Source organism: Hymenobacter sp. GOD-10R (genome assembly GCF_035609205.1).
Classification (GTDB): Bacteria; Bacteroidota; Bacteroidia; order Cytophagales; family Hymenobacteraceae; genus Hymenobacter.
Genome location: NZ_CP141184.1, coordinates 5079247 through 5096821, shown reverse-complemented (window position 1 = coordinate 5096821; position 17575 = coordinate 5079247). Strand labels below are relative to the sequence as shown.

Genomic DNA, 17575 nt, shown 5'->3' with positions numbered 1-17575 from the left:
AAATTAACTATCCCATGAAAACTCCGAACAACGTTCCTGCTTCTATCGTGACGCGCAACATGGCTGACTTCGCTAATGATACCGGCAACGTGTACGAGTCTATTGCCATTATCTCGAAGCGCGCCAACCAGATTTCGGTGAAGCTGAAAGAGGAGCTCAACAGCAAGCTAGCTGAGTTTGCTACTACTGTCGACAACCTAGAAGAGGTGTTCGAAAACCGCGAGCAAATCGAAATTTCGAAGCACTACGAGCGTCTGCCAAAGCCCACCAACCTAGCAGTAGAAGAGTTTTTGGAAGGCAAGGTGTACTTCAACACCCCCGATGAAGTAACTGGCCCTGAGCAAACGGGTTTCACCCGCGCTACCGAGTAGTCGTTAGCTGCTGCAATGCCGCTGCAAGGCCGCAAGATTCTGCTGGGAGTATGTGGTAGCATTGCCGCTTATAAATCGGCTGCGCTCGTACGACTGCTTATAAAAGCCGAGGCTGAGGTGCAAGTCATTCTGACTGCCTCGGCCTCGGCTTTTGTTACGCCACTTACCCTTGGTACGCTTTCCAAGAAGCCCGTACTGACTGGTTTCCTGAAGGACGAAGTTGCTGGTGAGTGGCACAACCACGTGCACCTAGGTCTTTGGGCCGATGCCTTGGTAGTAGCACCAGCCAGCGCTAACACCATTGGGCACCTGGCCAACGGCCTGTGCGATTCGCTCCTTGATGCTGTGTATTTGTCGGCTCGTTGCCCGGTGTTTCTGGCACCAGCGATGGATTTGGATATGTATGCGCACCCAGCAGTCACCCAGAATTTCGCTCGTCTACGATCGTATGGCAATCACATTTGGGAATCGCCAGCCGGTGAGCTAGCCAGCGGATTGTCGGGGCCTGGTCGTATGCTAGAGCCGGAAGAGATTGTGGCAGAGTTGGAAAAGTTCTTCCCGTAGGAGCGCGCCCTGGCGCGTTCGTGGTTTGCGCCTTCCAACCAAGACCACCGATTTCATTCAACGATTGAACGCGCCGTGGCGCGTTCCTACAAACCTAGGTTTACAACATGCGCGTCCTCATCACCGCTGGGCCCACGTACGAACCCATTGACCCGGTGCGCTTCATCGGCAACCATAGCACGGGCAAAATGGGCTATGCGTTAGCCGAAGCCTTTGCTGCTACTGACGCAGAAGTAACTTTGGTGAGCGGGCCAACGAACCTAGCTGACCCAGCGCATCCAGCTATCAGAACGGTGCGGGTAGATACGGCCGACCAGATGTATGCAGCTGCCGCCGCTGCCGCACCGACGACAGATGTTTGGGTGTTTGCCGCGGCCGTTGCGGACTACAAACCCCGCGAAGTAGCCGCCAATAAGATCAAAAAGGAAGGCGACACGCTCACATTGGAGCTCGTGAAGAACGTGGATATCGCTGCCACGTTAGGCCGTACGAAGCGGGCCGAACAATTTTCTGTAGGTTTTGCGTTGGAGACTAATAACGAAGAAGTGAATGCCCGCGAGAAGCTAGCTCGGAAGAACTTTGATCTGATTGTGCTGAACTCCTTGCGTGATCCTGGCGCTGGTTTTCGCCACGACACAAACAAAGTGACGCTGCTGGAGGCCGACGGGCAAATGACTATCTTTGAATTGAAGCCGAAAGCCGCCGTTGCTGAAGACATTGTCCGCACCATCCTTGCTCGCCTCCCTCATCATGCGTAAGTTTTTGTTGTTGCCGTTGCTGCTGTTGATCAGCTACCTAGGTCAGGCGCAGGAGTTGCAAGCCGAAGTAACGGTTACTACCGAAAACGTGACCATTTCCGACCGCCAGCTCGTAACGCAACTCCAGAATGACATAAAAACCTTCCTGAACACGCGTCACTGGACCAACCAGGAGTATCGGCCAGAGGAGCGGATTCGGTGCCGTTTCTTCGTAGGTATTAGGGAGATTCCGCAGACGGGTACGTACCGGGCAACAGTCCGCATTATATCCACTCGGCCAGTGTATGGCACTGGGTACGAAACCAATTTACTTTCCTTCTCCGACCCTAACTGGATTTTCAATTACTCACCCCAAAATCCACTCGATTATTCCGAGAATACCTTCGTTTCAAACCTGTCGTCGCTGCTAGCTTTCTACGCGTACATCATCGTCGGGATGGACCAGGACAGCTTTTCCAAGCTAGGTGGGTCACCGTACTATGACCGAGCCCGGACGATCATGCTCAACGCAGCTTCGCAAAACAACACGAGCGAACAAGATCCATCTTGGAAAGACGCCGACCAGCGCAACCGCTATTGGTTGATCAATAATTTGCAGGACCCAATTTTTGAAGCGTTCCGCACCGGTTTCTATGCCTATTATCGGCAGGGTTTGGACGTGTTCATCACCAAGCCAGATGACGCGCGGGCCAGTGTGTTTGCGGCCATCCAAGGCTTGCAGCAAGCCGTAGTGCGCCGGCCCGGCACGATGCTAGCTCGATTCTTCTTCGAGACCAAGTCCGATGAAATTGCCAACATCTTCCGCACAAGCCAAGACGCTCAGCAGAAGCAGCAAGTAATCGGCATTATGTCGGAGATTGACCCGACCAACGTGGCGAAATACCAAACTATCTTGCGGCAGCCCTGATCGTTACAGAAAACAGCTATTTTGAACGGCAGGCAAGGTTTAGCATAAAATAATTAGCAGTAAACTAAATCACTTAGTAGATTTGTAGATAACGGGCGGCTCACTAGCCGTCGGGTAAGCCAGTATTCAGCCTCTTTTGGGGCTCTGATCTTCTATTTTGGCTCCTTATGCTCGTCGATCTTCGTATTCAGAACTACGCTCTTATCGAGCAACTTGAGCTCCGGCCGTCGGCGCTGCTCAATATCATTACTGGCGAAACGGGCGCCGGTAAGTCGATCATGCTAGGTGCCATTGGCCTGCTGCTCGGCAACCGCGCTGACTCGCGCATGCTGTTCCACACCGAGCGCAAGTGCGTAATCGAAGGCCAGTTCAACATCTCCGATTACCAACTGCAAGACATCTTCGAGGCCGAGGACCTCGACTATGACACACAGTGCATCCTGCGCCGCGAGATTAGCCCGACGGGGAAGTCGCGGGCCTTCGTGAATGACACACCGGTGACGCTCGATACCCTCCGGAAAATCGGGGCAAATCTCATGGACATTCACTCGCAGCACGATACGCTGCTGCTGGGGGATGCCGTGTTTCAACTCAACCTGCTTGACCTGTACGCGGGCCTCGTGCCCACACGGGCACACTACGGCAATGCCTTTCGGCAGTACCGCAAGCTAGAAGCCGACTTGAAGTCGTTGGAAGATCAGGTGGCGCAGGCTAATAAGGAGCTAGACTACAATAGCTTTCTGCTGAGTGAGCTAGAAGATGCCCGCCTCGACAACGAAAATCAAGAAGAGCTAGAGCAGGAAATCAAGCAGCTGGAGCACGCCGAGGAAATCAAGTACAAACTCAGCCAAGCCTACCAAAGCCTGAGTGAAAGCGAGTATTGCGCCACCGGCAGCATGAAGGAGGCGGCAACGTTGCTTGGGCAAATTGCCACGTACGCCGATTCGTTTAAAGGTCTGAAAGAGCGTCTCGACAGCTGCTTGATCGAGTTGCACGACATTGCCGACGAGGTAGAAGCCGCCGAGCGTCGCACCGAAGGTGACCCAACTCGTATCGATGAGTTGCAGACACGCCTCAATGTGATTTACAACCTGCAACGCAAGCACCAGGTCCGCGACCTGGAGGCGTTGGTTCAGGTGCGCGACGAACTGCGCCAGAAGGTTGGGTCGGTGTTCAACCTAGATAAAGAAATTGCCCGCCTGCGTAAAGACACGGAGGGCGCCCTAGCCACGGTAAAACGCCAAGCCGCTAAGCTTTCGGAGAATCGGCAGAAAGCGTTTCCGCTGTTCTCGAAAGAGTTGTGCTCGCTGCTCGCTGACCTAGGTATGCCGCACTCACGCATCGTGGTGCAGCACAGCACGGGTCAGCCCGCCGCCAGCGGTACCGACGTTATCAGCATTCTGTTTACTGCCAATAAAGGCGCGCAGCCGCAAACACTGAGCAAGGCGGCATCGGGTGGTGAGTTCTCGCGTTTGATGCTGTGCATCAAGTATATGCTCGCCGATAAGACGGCGCTGCCAACTATCGTATTTGATGAAATCGATACGGGTATCTCGGGCGAAATTGCGGTAAAAGTGGGTCGCATGATGCAACAGATGGCGAAGAAGCACCAGCTCGTAGCTATTTCGCACTTGCCGCAAATGGCTGCGGCCGGCGACGCGCACTACTTCGTGTACAAGGAAGATCGGGCCGACCGCACCGTTAGTCGCATCCGCAAGTTGTCGGAGGAGGAACGCATCCGCGAAATAGCGCAGATGATATCCGGGGCTAACCCCAGCGAAAACGCTTTCCAAAGCGCCCGCGAACTGTTGGCAATGGGCGGCGAGCTGCTGGCAGCCTAGCAAAAACAAACCTGTCATTCCGAGTAGGGAAGGAATCTGCTGGGCTGCGGCTCACAGAACCTTATCCTGCTCGGAATGACTTTTTTTTGCCTCCTTTGTAGTTCCAATATCAAAACACCGCTTTCATGTCTAATAACCTACTCGCTGGCAAAGTCGGCATTATCTCCGGCGCCCTGAACGAAGAATCCATTGCCTGGAAAGTGGCACTCAAAGCCCACGAAGAAGGCGCCCGCATCGTGCTGACGAATGCGCCCCTCGCCATGCGGATGGGCGAAATCAACAAGCTCGCGGAGCAATGCAATGCGCCTATCATCCCGGCCGATGCCACATCGGTGGAAGACCTGGAGAAGCTTTTCTCCGGTGCGCAGGAGCAGCTAGGGGGTAAGCTAGATTTCGTACTGCACAGCATCGGTATGAGCCCCAACATCCGGAAGGGCAAGCACTACGGTGAGCTGAACTACGACTGGTTCCAGAAGACGCTGGATATTTCGGCGCTATCGTTTCACAAAATGCTAGCCGTGGCCGAGAAGCAAGACGCTTTCAACGAGTGGGCTTCCGTGGTTGGCTTGTCGTATATCGCCTCTCAGCGTGCATTCCTCGACTACACCGATATGTCGCAGGCAAAGGCGATGCTCGAAAGCATTGCCCGCAGCTACGGACAGCGTCTCGGTAAGCTGAAGAAAGTGCGCGTGAACACCGTAAGCCAGTCGCCTACGAAAACCACGGCGGGCACTGGTATTTCTGGCTTCGATGCTTTCTTCGAGTACGCCAACAAAATGTCGCCGCTTGGCAACGCATCCGCCGAGGCTTGCGCTGACTACTGCATCAGCCTCTTCTCCGACCTGACCCGCTACGTGACCATGCAAAACCTCATGCACGATGGCGGCTTCAGCACCACGGGTATTTCGGAGGAAATCGTGGAAGCTATTACTGCCGTGACCAAGCAGAACGTTTAGATAGGTTTTTGTTACATCGTGGGCACGTAGCACGGGTACTTACGACTTCTAACAAATACAAACGACCTGTCTCCACTGGAGAGGCAGGTCGTTTGTATTAGGAGCTGGGCCAGTTGATATAGAATTTGAAGGCTAAACTATTAGGCGGATTATGCACGTTAGAATTTATCATAACGTGAAGCAATTAGCAAGAAGAGTAAGTAGAAAAGAGGAACTTAGAAGAGTTTCTTGTCAAAGCGCCCCTCCGTGATAATCACCGAGTCACAGCCGGGCTGATATAACTTGAAGTGGAAGGTGCCCGCGATGATTCCAGCGGTGAGGTCCAGTCGGGTAATGGTGAGTGCACCTGCCTGGTACTGCGGACCATCTTGCAGGAATTCGCACCCCGTCTTCTCATCGCTGAATAAGGCGCCGGAATGGTGACGCCGAGTGAGCGGATAGATGCCTACACGGGTCAGGCTGTCGGAATAGAGGACAATATGTTGGTCGCCCTTCTGCTCCAAGCGGTAGGTGAAAATGTTGAGGGTACCGCCTTGGTAGCCCGGATCATAGTCCACGGAGTAGTTTCCTGTGCCGTTAAACCCTTTCGGCTTCCAAGCTTGCCCATTGAGCAGGCACCCGAACGTCTCGGCCCCCGTCTGCGTAGCGGGTGGGAGTTGCTCGAGCGGGGTGGGATCGTGCTTTTTGTGGCATTGGACGAATAGTATATTGACACTAAGTAGGACTACTAGTGGGATTTTCATAAAAGAAAGAATAAGGTAACATCAACTGTTCTGCAGAATAGTCATCTCCTGTTTTCCAAAAGGAGGAGCACCAATGCGCAGCTTACTTTATAATGCAGGCAAATCATCAAAAACCTAGCTAGGCTTTTTGCTTTCAAGCACCTAGGCCATCACCGAAACCATCTGAAGCGCTACTTCGCCGAGCTGTTGATTGCCTCGAATTTCTACCTGCTCGCGCACATGGTCCGGCCGAAGGCTCTTCGAGAACAAACGCCAAGCAACATCCGGCGGAACGACCACTTCGGTTGCCACATTAGGAGACGCTTCGGTAAATGCCCAACCGCTCTCGGCTTTCTGCAAGTACCAAGAGCCGCCGATTTCGGTCGGAATGGTGAGTTGCACAATGGTAGCAGTTTCAGCGTCTACGGCGCGATACGTGTGGGGCAAGCCGCGCATGAAGATGTTGATGAACGGATAGAAAAACTCGCGTGTCATGAGCCCCGGCTGTTGGACAGCATCGCGAATTTGTTGCTGGTGTAACCACTTCTCAGTGTATTCGCGGGCAATATGCATCCAGTTCTGGCTTTCGCTTTCGCCCGTCCACGCCACCGAGAAGGGCGACAGAGCAAACGGATCCAACGAGGCGTAATAATCGCAGAACGGCTGGCCCGTTGCTTCATGCAGCAGGATGAGCAGGCCAGGGCTGACGCGCTTCATGGCTTTCACCCAGTCAGCATTGAGGCCATTCAGGAAATCGACCAAGTCCTGGTAAGAGTGAATAGGCGGGGGAGCTTCCCCGGTGTAGTGGTCGCGCAGCATTGACAGCACCCGGAGGTTGCCATCAAGCAAGTGCGCCACTACATCTTTAACCTTCCACAGCTTGGCAATGGTTTGGCGCTGCCAATCTTCCGGCGTAAGCGACTTTAACAGCGCCATGAGCTTTTCATCGAGCTGCGGAAGCAAAGGCACTACGTTGATAGGTGGCTCTGGCATAAGAGTTTCAGAAAGCTAGGTGCGCAGCAAAACTATAAGAACGTTGTGATCGAACGCAACGAAGTAGACGCCTACCCAGCGAGGGTGCTAAAAATCTAAAGCAAGTTGCCGGCTTACCGATTCGGCTGCTGTATCTAGGTTGGATAAAGCTACTCCGATCAAGCGTACACCTTGCGGCAGCGGGAATAAGGCCGATAGTAACTCTTGGCTAATCCGCTCGAATTGGATTTGATCGCATAACGGAGCTAGGAAACTGCGGCTGCGCGTGATTTGCTGAAAGTCAGCATATTTCACTTTCAGCGTGAGCGTGCGGCCGCGCAAATTCGTTCGTTCGCAGTAGTTCCACACCTTCTCTACGCAAGGCTGTAAAGCCTCGGCTAGCTCTGGCAGCGTGGCTAGGTCGTGCGGAAATGTCGTCTCGGTACCAATAGATTTCCGAATACGGTCGGCTACAACAGGCCGATGGTCGATGGCGCGCGCAATGGTGTAGTAATAAGAGCCCGCTTTGCCGAAGTGCTGCCGCAGAAAAGCCTCCGATTGCTGGCGCAAATCCCAGCCGGTGCGGATGCCCAGCTGGTTCATCTTGGCCGCTGTTACCTTGCCCACACCATGAAATTGTCCGACCTCTAGCTGCTCCACAAAAGCTAGGCCCTCGTGCGGCAGGATTACAAACTGGCCGTTGGGCTTGCGGTAGTCGGAAGCTAGCTTCGCTAGGAACTTGTTATAAGAAATACCGGCGGAAGCCGTTAGTTGCGTGTCTTGCAGGATACGAGCCCGAATTTGGGTGGCTATGCGCGTAGCAGACGGAATATTCTGCAGGTTATTAGTCACATCCAGATAGGCTTCATCCAGCGACAAAGGCTCGATAAGGCGTGTGTATTCGGCGAAAATGGTGTGAATCTGCCGCGAAACAGCCTTGTACACCTCAAAACGAGGCGGCACAAACAACAGATCCGGGCACAAGCGCCGAGCTACCGCCGCCGACATGGCTGAGCGCACGCCAAACTGCCGGGCTTCGTAGCTGGCAGCGGCCACCACCCCCCGTTCGCGGGCACCGCCAACGGCCAATGGGCGGCCACGCAAAGCGGGGTCGTCGCGCTGTTCCACCGACGCGTAGAAGGCGTCCATGTCCAGGTGGATGATTTTGCGCGGTCTTTCCTGCTCGTTCAACTCTGCTGTTAGCACTCAACAAAGATACAAGAGCTAGCTCGATCGTTGACCTGTAAGCAGGACGCGCGAGAAGATTTTAAACGATTGCTGGGCTGGTTCAACGGAAGTGTACTATAGTGTTATACTGCGTTTTATGGGTGAATAGCTGGCTATTCCTTGTATTAAACAAGGGTGGTTGTAAATATTAATATCAACTTTTTTGAATGCATTGCGTTTAGGAAAGCAGAACAGTTGCTTTGGTGTTATGGCAAGATGATTGCACTCCATAATTGTTCCTATTGTAGGATTTTATTGAACTAAATAAACATCGCCATGAAAAAGATCAGTCAGCTGATGAGCTTGGTATTGGTGCTTTCACTGTTATTTGGCCAAGCTGCTCAGGCCCAAGAAAGGAAACGCTGGAGCCCGCAAGCTAAAGGTACGGTTATCGGCTTAGGTGCTGGTGCCATTACCGGAGCCGTCATTAACAAGCGCAATCGGGCCGTTGGTGGCGCCGTTGGCGGCGTAGTAGGAGGGGCGGCCGGCTATGCGATAGGTAAGCACAAAGACAACAAGAACAAAGAAGCGGCGCGCATTGCCGCCGCCAACCGGGCTGCGGCGGCTCGCGTTGCGGCGGCCAACCGTCGTGCGGAGCTAGCTCGTCAGGAAGCCAGCCGGGTGAAAGCCGCTGCCGCGCCGTCTACTGTGCCAGCAGCTAGCCTTGCGGCCGTGAATGCCGCCGCCCTCTACGACGCCAAAAGCGGCGCCGCGTATCTGCCGAACCCATCGTACGGCAACCGTTCGACGGCTTATTCTACTTCCGAGTACAGAAGAAAAAGCTGGTAAGACCTAGCTGCCTTCGTCTTGAAAGCCCAGGCGCATCTGCTTGGGCTTTTTATGTCGCTCAATATCCTCTCACTACCCCACTCTCATGAAAGCTTTTGTTAGTGCCCTGTGCGCTACTGTTTTGCTCGCCTCGTGCTCTGGTTCCGCTGAAAAGGTAAACGTGCAAGACCTAAATCAGCAGTTTATTCAGGCTTGGAACAACAAAGACGCCGACAAGGTAACTGCCTTGCTAGCCGACGATGCCCAGTTCTTACAAGGGGAAACCCACTTTAGCGGCAAGTCGGAAATAACCGATAAATGGGTGAAAGCTACCTTAGGTACTATTACCAATCTGAAAACCAGCATTGTAAGCTCCGAGGCTGATACCCACACGGCGTACGAAGCTGGTACGTTCTCCGTCGATGTGCTTCCTTCGGCTCCTAGTGAACCACAAGGATTTGGCGAAGGCAACTTCATTCTGCTATGGAAAAAAGGTGCCGATGGCGCGTGGAAGCTAAGCTACGCGCAATTAGAAGATTTGCCGGTGCAAGCCAAAAATCAATAGCCTAGCATAGCCACGATCTGGTAGCTAGATTCTACTTTCGGGGGCTAGGTCAGAAGCGCTGCTCAAGGTGCTTCTGACCTAGCCCCCGCTTTTTGGCTATCGGATTGGTTATGTTTTTCCTGAAGGAGATGAAGTATAAGAACGTGCTGTTGCTGTGGAGCTTACTGCTCATCGCTGGTAGTGCCGCACAGGCGCAAGAGGCCGCACCCACTGGTCCCATTATTGTGGCGCAAGATGGCTCCGGCACGTATCGTACGGTGCAGGAGGCCGTGAATGCCGTGCCCAACCAAGTTCAGACACAAGTGGTCATCCGGGTGAAAAAAGGGACTTACCGCGAAAAGCTGGTGGTGCCCGCGCTAAAAACGCACATTTCACTCCTAGGAGAGGACAAAAACAACACCATCATCACCTATGATGACCACACTGGCAAGGGCGACATCAATACCTATACTTCACACTCGGTGCTGGTGCAGGGCAACGACTTCAGGGCCGAAAACATCACCTTCGAAAATACGGCTGGCTACACGGCTGGGCAAGCCGTGGCGTTGCACGTAGAAGCCGACCGCTGTGTGTTTAAGAACTGCCGTATGGTGGGCAACCAAGATGTGCTGTTCCTCGCCACCGATAACAGCCGCCAGTACTACCAAGACTGCTATATCGAAGGCACCACCGACTTTATCTTCGGTTCCAGTACGGCCGTGTTCGACCATTGCACGATTTACAGCAAGAAAAACTCCTACATCACGGCTGCTTCCACGCCGGCGGGGCACCCCTACGGATTTGTGTTTCTGGATTGCAAGCTGACGGCTGACACGACGCGGGCTACCCAGGTATACCTAGGTCGGCCGTGGCGGCCGAGTGCGCGGGTGGTGTATTTGCGCACGGAAATAGGCGGCCACATCGTGCCGGCAGGCTGGCACAACTGGAGCAAGCCCGAGAGCGAAAAAACAGCCTACTACGCCGAATACAAGTCGACAGGGCCAGGGGCCAAGCCGCAAAGCCGGGTGCCTTGGTCACATCAGCTCACCGCAAAAGAAGCCAAACAATACACGTTGAAGCAAGTTTTTTCGGGCCCTGTGCCCTGGGACCCGGCGAAGAAATAGCCTAGGTCAGCCAAATGGCGCGGCTCCACGTACGTAGAGCCTTAGTTGACCTAGCTTATGGCTGCATCCCCTAGTATTTCTACTCTGCTGCGCCGGTTCGACCGGTGGGCTACGCCGGTACTGCTGGCTGTCGGCGTGGCCGTGTTCGTGGGTGAGGTTATGCGGCCGTTGCGCCGCCGTACGCGCCCACGCGCCGAGCGATGGCCAGTCAATGTGGGCCTAGCCGCTCCTTCGCTGGTAGGAATGCGTCTGACTTTGTTGCCCGCGATGGTCGGCCTGACGCAGGTAGCTGCTCGCCATCGTTGGGGCCTGTATCGGCTCAACTTACCAGCGCCCGTTCGCGTGCTGGCGGAGTTACTCGTGCTCGATTATGTATCCTACTCTTGGCATCGGCTGCTGCACGCGCCCTTCTTGTGGCGCTTCCACCGCGTACACCACATCGACCTAGATATGGACCTCAGTACGGGTTGGCGGTTTCATGCGGGGGAGATGCTAGCTAGCATTCCATACCGGGGCGGCGTACCGGCGCTGGTAGGCGTGCGGCCGAGCACGTTGCTCGCCTACGAAGCTGTTTTTGAAGCTTGTACCGCCTTTCACCACTCCAACTGGGGCCTGCCAATTGCTGTAGAGCGAGCACTGGCGCGCATCATGGTAACGCCGCGTGCGCATGGCATTCACCATTCCGTAGTGCACCGCGAGACGCAGAGTAACTTCGGCGTCGTGCTCACGCTCTGGGACCGGCTCCACCAGACGTTGCGCCTCAACGTGCCGCAGCAGGAGCTAACCATCGGCGTGCCGGCATACCCTGATCCGGCGGAGGAAACCGTGATGCACCTGTTGGAGCTGCCCTTGGCCCCGCACCGCCCATGGGCGCGCCCCGATGGCTCCGAACCGGAGCGAGCGTCACAGCCTGGCGCAGTAAGTCAGCTGGCAGAGTAAGCGGCGAAGCTTAGCATATAGTCAACGAAAGCCTAGCTCGACACTACCTAGCTAGGTAATAACCTTCCGCGGAAGGCCGCGTTCAAATAAGCCACCCTCCCAGCAGGGCGTGTACCCTCAGACAAAATGCCCAAAACGATGCCAGAGCAACATTCTCTCGAAGACGTATTAAACACGCAGCAAAAGAAGCTAGCTTTTTTTCAGAACCTAGTGCTGCTCGCCGCCGCCGATAGCGTGCTAACCCAGGATGAAAGTGATTTTCTAGTACAGATCGGTGATAGGCTAGGTCTCAAGCCGGAAGAGGTAATGCCCATTGCCGATAACATTGGCGTGCTCAGCTTTATCGTGCCGGCGGAAGGCATTCAGCGTACGCTGGAGCTGCAAACCCTGGTGCAGATGATGCTGCAAGACGGGCAAATCGACGCCCGCGAATACGGTTTGTGTATGGAGTACGCACACCGTATTGGCTACGGCAAAGCCATCCTCGATGATATGGTGAGCCAGTTGGCCGGCGGTCCGCCCAACCCGAATCCTAACCCACCTACCGTAAGCTAGCCCGCTTCGTCAGTTTTGAGCCCGGTGAGGTATCTGATTTAGCTGCTTTAGCAGACACACCAGATACCTCGCCGGGCGCGAACTGATAGACAGGCACTCAGCCGCCGCGGCCTTTCACGCCTGGGTACAGCGTCTGCACAATATCGCTCTGCACAAACTTTTTGGTGCGCGCGTTCATCATCGTGAGGCAACCACCATAAGCGGCCCCCTGATCTATGTTCCACACGTTGGAGCGCTGCACGGGCAATATGCTCTCGGGCCACGTGGGCGTGTGGCCAATGAAGCAAGCCGCGTAGCCGTGGGCGATTTCGCCCGTGCTCCATAGCGTGCGGTTCCAGATTAGGTCGTAAGGATCTTGATCTTCAATGGGTTCTTCGGGGTCGTAGCCGCCGTGTACGTAGAGGTTGTCATACTCGTCGAGAAAGTAGGGAAGCTGCTTGCTGAAAAACTCCTGGTAGTGGCGCTGCGTCACCTCTGGCTCAAAGCACTGATACGCTTCGTAGGTTGCTTGCCCGCCTTGCCTGTACCAGATGTACTCGATATCCTCAAACGCGGGCTGGGTCGCCATCCAATCGGTAGTCCACGAATCGTGGTTGCCTTGCAGCCAGATGCTGTTTGGGATGGTTAGCAGCCGTTCCACACATTCCGGCGTTTCGGTCCAGCCGTCCGACACGTCCCCGATTTGCACCAGCCGATCGATGCCCGGCCGGAAAGGGCTGCGCTCCAATACTTGCTCCAAGGCACGAAAAGCGCCGTGAATATCGCCTACAACGTACGTTTCCATAGGTGTTGCCGCAAAAAGTAGAAGGTGATGGGAGGAAACCAGCACAACCCAAACCACCGATTAGGGTAGTTTTTGCGCTAGGTAATAGTAAGGTTCAAACAGGTGATGCTGAAAGATTTTGCCTTTTACGTCCGGATACCGTTGCCGGTAAGCCGCATCGGCATATAATACGATCATTGTGCCCGTGCGCACATAGTTGCTGCTCGGGTAATACGGTGCCGGCTGGTATCCTTCCAGCTGCTTGGCCACGCGCTTGCCCACCACCGTACCTAGGTATTTTTGGTAGGCACGCTGGGCCTTGCGGGTGGGGCGCTCCAACTGACGGTACAGATAGCTAAGCACGAGGCGCTGCGGCAGCTTCTGTTTGCCAATGGCTTCCTTGGCATTGGTAAATGGATTGGTCGTGTTGAAGTCCCGAATGGTCTGGATGGAAATGGGCACCTCTGGCACCCAGTCGGCGGAGTTTACCACGTCGAGGGCCCAGCTACCGGTGGCGCTCTGGGCCTGCGCTTCGTAGTCGTAGGCGTAGTATAAGTTGCCTGGCTTGGGACCCGCACTGCAATAGGTTTTCAGCCGGATATCGGCGGGTATTTTTTGCTGCCGCTGCAAGGCACGCAAGTGCGAGGTGAGCAGGTAGGCAATGCCGCCACCCTGGCTGTGACCCATCACCACAAAGTCGCGGATGCCGCGCTGGTAGCACGAATCCACCTTGTGCACGATGTTATCGGCCAGAAACGCCATGCCTAGCAGCCAGCCCGCGTGCACGGCCGCTTGCGGGTGCGTCGACAGCTCGTAGGAGAACGTGCGGGTGGCGGAAAGCTTCAGCTCGCCCTTGGCTGGCAGCATGGCTGCGTAGAAGTTTTCGAGCCAGCTCACGGAGTTGGCCGTCGTGCCCCGAATGCTCAGCACGGCTACCGAGTCAGGACTGGTCCATAAATCCCACCGATTATCGAGGCCGAGGATCGGCGAGCGGTACACCATCCGAAAGCGAGTGGGGCGCGGAATTTGGCCGAAAAATGCCGTGTCGGCAATGCGGGCGTGCAGGCGCAGCAGCTCCAAGTATTCGGCCTTGTCGAAACCCGGGTGCAAGGGGCGAGCCTGAACACCTAGGGCCATCGTCAGCACCAGCCAACTCACGAGAAAGATCTGTTTCATAAAACGTAACATCAAGCAGAGAGCTGTACGCGCTAAGCTGCTGTCAAGCTACGCAATAGTCAGATTGATTGTGAGTTGTGCTAAGAAGTGGTCCGGTAATAATGGCTGGTAGTATGAGATACCTAGGTGTTATGGCGTCCCTAAGCTGCCGTTTGGGCGAGTTCCTGCAAGATGTGCATGGCTTTCGTCGCGTCGTGCGCCGCCACAAAAATATGATCGTGGTAATAGGCGGCTACCACGTTGCAGCTCACATCGGCGTGGGCTAGGGCTTGCGCGAAAGCCGCCGTGAGACCTACCGCTTCCAGCGCCGAGTGCACCGTGAGGGTAATCCAAGCTGCCACAAACGAATAGGGCAGCCGCAAACGGTCGGCAGTAGCTTGCGGAAGAATGACCGTGAGGCCTTCTTGTTCTTTAAACAAGCAGATGACCTCGGCTAAATCGACTTCGGCTAGCGAAGCCACTGTGCAGAATACATAGGTGCCAGGCTGTAGTGCTGGCTGCATGGTGCGTAACAGCTGTGCTAAGTTGGTTTCGCCACTCATAAGAAATACCATGGGAAGTGTTACACTGGTCTGATGCTTTGCTGCATACGGCCGCTAGAGCAGCGCACCGCTACGTACCTAGCTTGTGCGCGAGCCACTCACTCGTTTCGCGACTACTCTGCTGCTCTACTAGCTTCAGAAAGGCCTCGGTCGTCGCGACTTTAGCGGCGGCGGTTCTGGTGAGAATACGGAAGAATTGCGCATCGCCAACCCGTTGATGAAGCTCATATAAGACGACGGTGCCTTTGTCATAAATCACCCGCCGGAAGCTAGGATAGTCGTTCTTTCTGACATCGAAGTTGATAATAGCGGGTGCCCCAGTTGCCGACTTCTGGCGTTTGCTCAGCTCCTTCCGGAAGCTCGCTGTGTCGCCAGCAGCCTTTAAGTAAAGCAAGCCCGAGTAGGTGGCAAATGCTTCATTCAACCAGTTGTCATAAGTATTCCAAACGCCGTAGCCCCACCATTTATGGCTGATTTCGTGCGCGAGGATCAGGAGGTCGCCGGGATCTTTGGTGTCGAAAGTCAAGTACGCAATAACGGCGGCATTATCCAGCAAGCCCGAAGCCGTGCGGTTAACGTTAGGCAGCAGAAATGTAAAGTTGCGAATGGGGTCTTTGCTACCGAATAAGCGGTTTTGGTAGGCAATGATCTTGCGAGCATCCGCCAGCAGCAAGGTGTCGTTGGCGCTAGTGGCGCGGTTAGCTTTCTGAACCGTAATGTGCACGTTGTCCGACGTAGAAACCAGCTGCGTAAAGCGCTGAGCCGCAATAGCCGTAATTTCAATGCTAGGTCCTGTACCCGTAAACGTGTAGGCGCCGGGTGCCGTGCGAAGAGGCTCGTGGGTGCTTACCACTTGGTAGGACTCCGGTACGTGTACGGTAAGCTGGTAGTCTACTAAGTCGTATTCCTTGTCCGGAATGGTGGGTAGCCAATTTGCTTGCGCCGTGAAATCGGCCAGGCCATCAGTGTGATACCGCTCGCTGATGATACCACTATACTGTATTGTAACCGTCTGCTGAGGCTTGGAGCGGGTAAATTGCAGGGCGAGCCGGCGGAGCGTGTCTTTCTGAAAGGTGTCGTAAAAGGCAGTGGCGGTGTACGCCCGCAGGGTGCCGCCCGTCACCTTTCCGACGGCGAACTGCTTGTTGAGGTTGAGCAACAGTCCGCCAGCAGGAACGGCGGCATCGAGTGTATAGCGGCAGGAGAAAGAATGAGTTTCGGGATAGATAGTAAGGTCTACCGCCACTTTGTTTTTGGCTCGACTGGTGAAGGGAAGCAGAGATAACAGAAGGCAAACGAGTAAGAAATGCTTTCTCATGCAGGAGATAGGAGACTAGCGTAGGGGGCAACAAGCTACGAATATCCTCGGCTCGGCTCGTCATAGTTGACTGCTGATGGTGAGCGAGTAGGTGACGAGACGACAGGTGGCGCAAGACCTAGGCGAGCGTTGATGAAAGTTTGGTACAGAATTTACTTGAGCTAGCCAAGCACAACCTTAGTAAGTGCCTCTATTCCTGCCTTTTCTATCTATATACCTGATTTCAAACAATTTGTCCTGCATGAGAAACGGACTACTCTCTTCATTAGCACTTGGCGGATTACTGCTGCTAAGCACAGCCCAAAACACAGCAGCACAAACGTCAACTGACCAGGCGTCGGACCGGATGTCGTGGTACACGGTGGAGAACAACACGCTCGTGTTGCGGACCAGCAGCAAGAATAAGCCAGTGAAAACCACGCCTGTAACCAAGGACGTTACGTTTTCCGATGGCACGCACGTCGAGTTCGGAACCCACGCGTTGGTACGGCAGGATGGCAGTCGGGTCGAGCTGAAAGAAGGCGACATTCTGAGTGCCAGCGGGCAGCTAGCTTCCGCTCCTACTGCCAAGCCGCGCGCAAAGGCGGTAACAGCTTGGGGTGGTACCTCAGCGCCATTCACGTACCAGCCCGCAGCGCCCGTCAACGGCAAACTGAAGGGCGTGGTAGAGCTAGGGGCTAGCGGCTTCAACATGTTCATTATTCGCATGGATGAGCAGCGCAATTGGAAGCTGGAAAAGGTGGAGTACGGTAACAGCCTGGTAATGGAAAACATGGCCACGGAAGAAGATATCCGGAAAGGACTGAAAGCCTACATCGGGCAGATGCTGGATTTCGGCGTGGGTGGCCAGGACATCCACTTTGTGGTTAGCTCCGGGGCCGACATGGCCAAGGTGACGACGCCCATTGTGCAGGGCCTCAAAGCACTGAACTACGTCGTCACGACCGTGACGCCAGCGCGCGAAGGAGCGCTCGGGTTTAAAGCTGCCGTGCCGAAGCCGTACGTCGATAAAGCATTCATGGTCGATATGGGCTCGGGCAACACCAAAATTGCTTGGCTGGAAAATGGCACGTCGAAAGTGGTAGATACCTACGGCGCGAAATATTTTCAGATAACCACTGACACGGCCGCCGTGGCTAAGGAAGTGCGCACAAAAGCCGCGCAAGTACCTAGCTCACTCCGCGGGACGTGCTTCATCATGGGCGGTATTCCCTTCGAAATGGCTAAGGTAGGTCGGCAGGAAAAGGAGCCCTATACTGCGCTACAACCCGCCGCTGCTTACACCCAGTTGCAAGGGGCTAAATCGGAAGCTGGCTTGAACATCTACCGGGCCATTGCTGCGGCCACAGGCTGCCAGCAGTTTATTTTTGGTTGGGACACAAACTTCACCATCGGCTATCTGCTGTCGTTGCCTTAACGGGCCTATACAGCAACCACTTAAGCTTTTAAGAGGCAACGGGTGACGTGCTCATCCGTTGCCTTTTTCTATAAGAAGCAGCCAATTAGAAGCCGCACCGAAAAGCTAGGT

Annotated in this window: 19 protein-coding genes; 12 read left to right on the top strand and 7 right to left on the bottom strand. The window is 54.7% G+C overall.

Annotated features, from left to right (window positions below; translation table 11 throughout):
* Positions 1-14: 14 nt before the first annotated feature.
* From SD425_RS20295 to SD425_RS20275, 6 genes are all read left to right on the top strand, one after another.
* Complete coding sequence (locus SD425_RS20295) at positions 15-371, top strand: DNA-directed RNA polymerase subunit omega (RefSeq protein WP_324671853.1); 357 nt, start codon at positions 15-17, stop codon at positions 369-371.
* A 15-nt stretch (positions 372-386) separates the two neighbouring features.
* Positions 387-935: a flavoprotein gene (locus tag SD425_RS30045; protein WP_416381009.1), complete on the top strand. Its 549-nt coding sequence runs from the start codon at positions 387-389 to the stop codon at positions 933-935.
* Between the two features lie 107 nt (positions 936-1042).
* The gene (locus SD425_RS30040; RefSeq protein WP_416381008.1) at positions 1043-1693 is read left to right on the top strand and encodes a phosphopantothenoylcysteine decarboxylase; all 651 of its coding nucleotides are present in this window, start codon (positions 1043-1045) and stop codon (positions 1691-1693) included.
* Positions 1686-2600: a DUF4835 family protein gene (locus SD425_RS20285; protein WP_324671852.1), complete on the top strand. Its 915-nt coding sequence runs from the start codon at positions 1686-1688 to the stop codon at positions 2598-2600. Before SD425_RS30040 ends, SD425_RS20285 begins: the two co-directional genes overlap by 8 nt.
* 167 nt (positions 2601-2767) lie before the next feature.
* On the top strand, positions 2768-4441 hold the full coding sequence (gene recN / locus SD425_RS20280; RefSeq protein ID WP_324671851.1) for a DNA repair protein RecN: 1674 nt from the start codon (positions 2768-2770) through the stop codon (positions 4439-4441).
* Between the two features lie 125 nt (positions 4442-4566).
* A complete protein-coding gene (locus SD425_RS20275) occupies positions 4567-5397 on the top strand; it encodes an enoyl-ACP reductase FabI (RefSeq protein ID WP_324671849.1) in 831 nt (276 codons plus the stop codon).
* 215 nt (positions 5398-5612) lie between these two features.
* Here the strand turns inward: SD425_RS20275 and SD425_RS20270 are convergent, their stop codons facing one another.
* The 3 genes from SD425_RS20270 to dinB all read right to left on the bottom strand — a co-directional run bounded on the left by SD425_RS20270 (position 5613) and on the right by dinB (position 8240).
* Positions 5613-6140 (bottom strand): hypothetical protein, encoded by a 528-nt coding sequence (locus tag SD425_RS20270; protein ID WP_324671848.1) that lies wholly within the window; start codon positions 6138-6140, stop codon positions 5613-5615.
* A gap of 141 nt (positions 6141-6281) precedes the next feature.
* Positions 6282-7112: a maleylpyruvate isomerase N-terminal domain-containing protein gene (locus SD425_RS20265; RefSeq protein ID WP_324671847.1), complete on the bottom strand. Its 831-nt coding sequence runs from the start codon at positions 7110-7112 to the stop codon at positions 6282-6284.
* An 87-nt stretch (positions 7113-7199) separates the two neighbouring features.
* Positions 7200-8240 carry a DNA polymerase IV gene (dinB, locus tag SD425_RS20260; RefSeq protein WP_324671846.1) on the bottom strand — a complete coding sequence of 347 codons (1041 nt, stop codon included), beginning with the start codon at positions 8238-8240 and terminating at the stop codon, positions 7200-7202.
* Positions 8241-8594: 354 nt separating this feature from the next.
* Here dinB and SD425_RS20255 point away from each other — a divergent pair, with 354 nt between their 5' ends.
* The 5 genes from SD425_RS20255 to SD425_RS20235 all read left to right on the top strand — a co-directional run bounded on the left by SD425_RS20255 (position 8595) and on the right by SD425_RS20235 (position 12248).
* Positions 8595-9107, top strand: coding sequence for a YMGG-like glycine zipper-containing protein (locus SD425_RS20255; RefSeq protein WP_324671845.1), 513 nt, complete (start codon positions 8595-8597; stop codon positions 9105-9107).
* An 85-nt stretch (positions 9108-9192) separates the two neighbouring features.
* Positions 9193-9651: a nuclear transport factor 2 family protein gene (locus SD425_RS20250; protein WP_324671844.1), complete on the top strand. Its 459-nt coding sequence runs from the start codon at positions 9193-9195 to the stop codon at positions 9649-9651.
* A 92-nt stretch (positions 9652-9743) separates the two neighbouring features.
* Positions 9744-10754, top strand: coding sequence for a pectinesterase family protein (locus SD425_RS20245; protein WP_324671843.1), 1011 nt, complete (start codon positions 9744-9746; stop codon positions 10752-10754).
* A gap of 57 nt (positions 10755-10811) precedes the next feature.
* Positions 10812-11693, top strand: a complete 882-nt coding sequence (locus tag SD425_RS20240; RefSeq protein WP_324671841.1) for a sterol desaturase family protein — start codon at positions 10812-10814, stop codon at positions 11691-11693.
* A gap of 126 nt (positions 11694-11819) precedes the next feature.
* Positions 11820-12248 carry a hypothetical protein gene (locus tag SD425_RS20235; RefSeq protein ID WP_324671840.1) on the top strand — a complete coding sequence of 143 codons (429 nt, stop codon included), beginning with the start codon at positions 11820-11822 and terminating at the stop codon, positions 12246-12248.
* Positions 12249-12345: 97 nt separating this feature from the next.
* Here the strand turns inward: SD425_RS20235 and SD425_RS20230 are convergent, their stop codons facing one another.
* The 4 genes from SD425_RS20230 to SD425_RS20215 form a co-directional block, all read right to left on the bottom strand.
* Positions 12346-13032 (bottom strand): metallophosphoesterase, encoded by a 687-nt coding sequence (locus SD425_RS20230; protein WP_324671839.1) that lies wholly within the window; start codon positions 13030-13032, stop codon positions 12346-12348.
* 60 nt (positions 13033-13092) lie between these two features.
* Positions 13093-14187, bottom strand: a complete 1095-nt coding sequence (locus SD425_RS20225) for a lipase family protein (protein WP_324671838.1) — start codon at positions 14185-14187, stop codon at positions 13093-13095.
* Between the two features lie 140 nt (positions 14188-14327).
* Positions 14328-14741 (bottom strand): ACT domain-containing protein, encoded by a 414-nt coding sequence (locus tag SD425_RS20220; RefSeq protein WP_324671837.1) that lies wholly within the window; start codon positions 14739-14741, stop codon positions 14328-14330.
* A gap of 58 nt (positions 14742-14799) precedes the next feature.
* Entirely contained in the window at positions 14800-16047 is a 1248-nt protein-coding gene (locus SD425_RS20215; RefSeq protein ID WP_324671836.1) for a M1 family aminopeptidase, read from the bottom strand.
* A gap of 241 nt (positions 16048-16288) precedes the next feature.
* Between SD425_RS20215 and SD425_RS20210 the strand changes: the two genes are divergently transcribed.
* Positions 16289-17464, top strand: coding sequence for a DUF6799 domain-containing protein (locus tag SD425_RS20210; protein WP_324671835.1), 1176 nt, complete (start codon positions 16289-16291; stop codon positions 17462-17464).
* Positions 17465-17575: the final 111 nt, after the last annotated feature.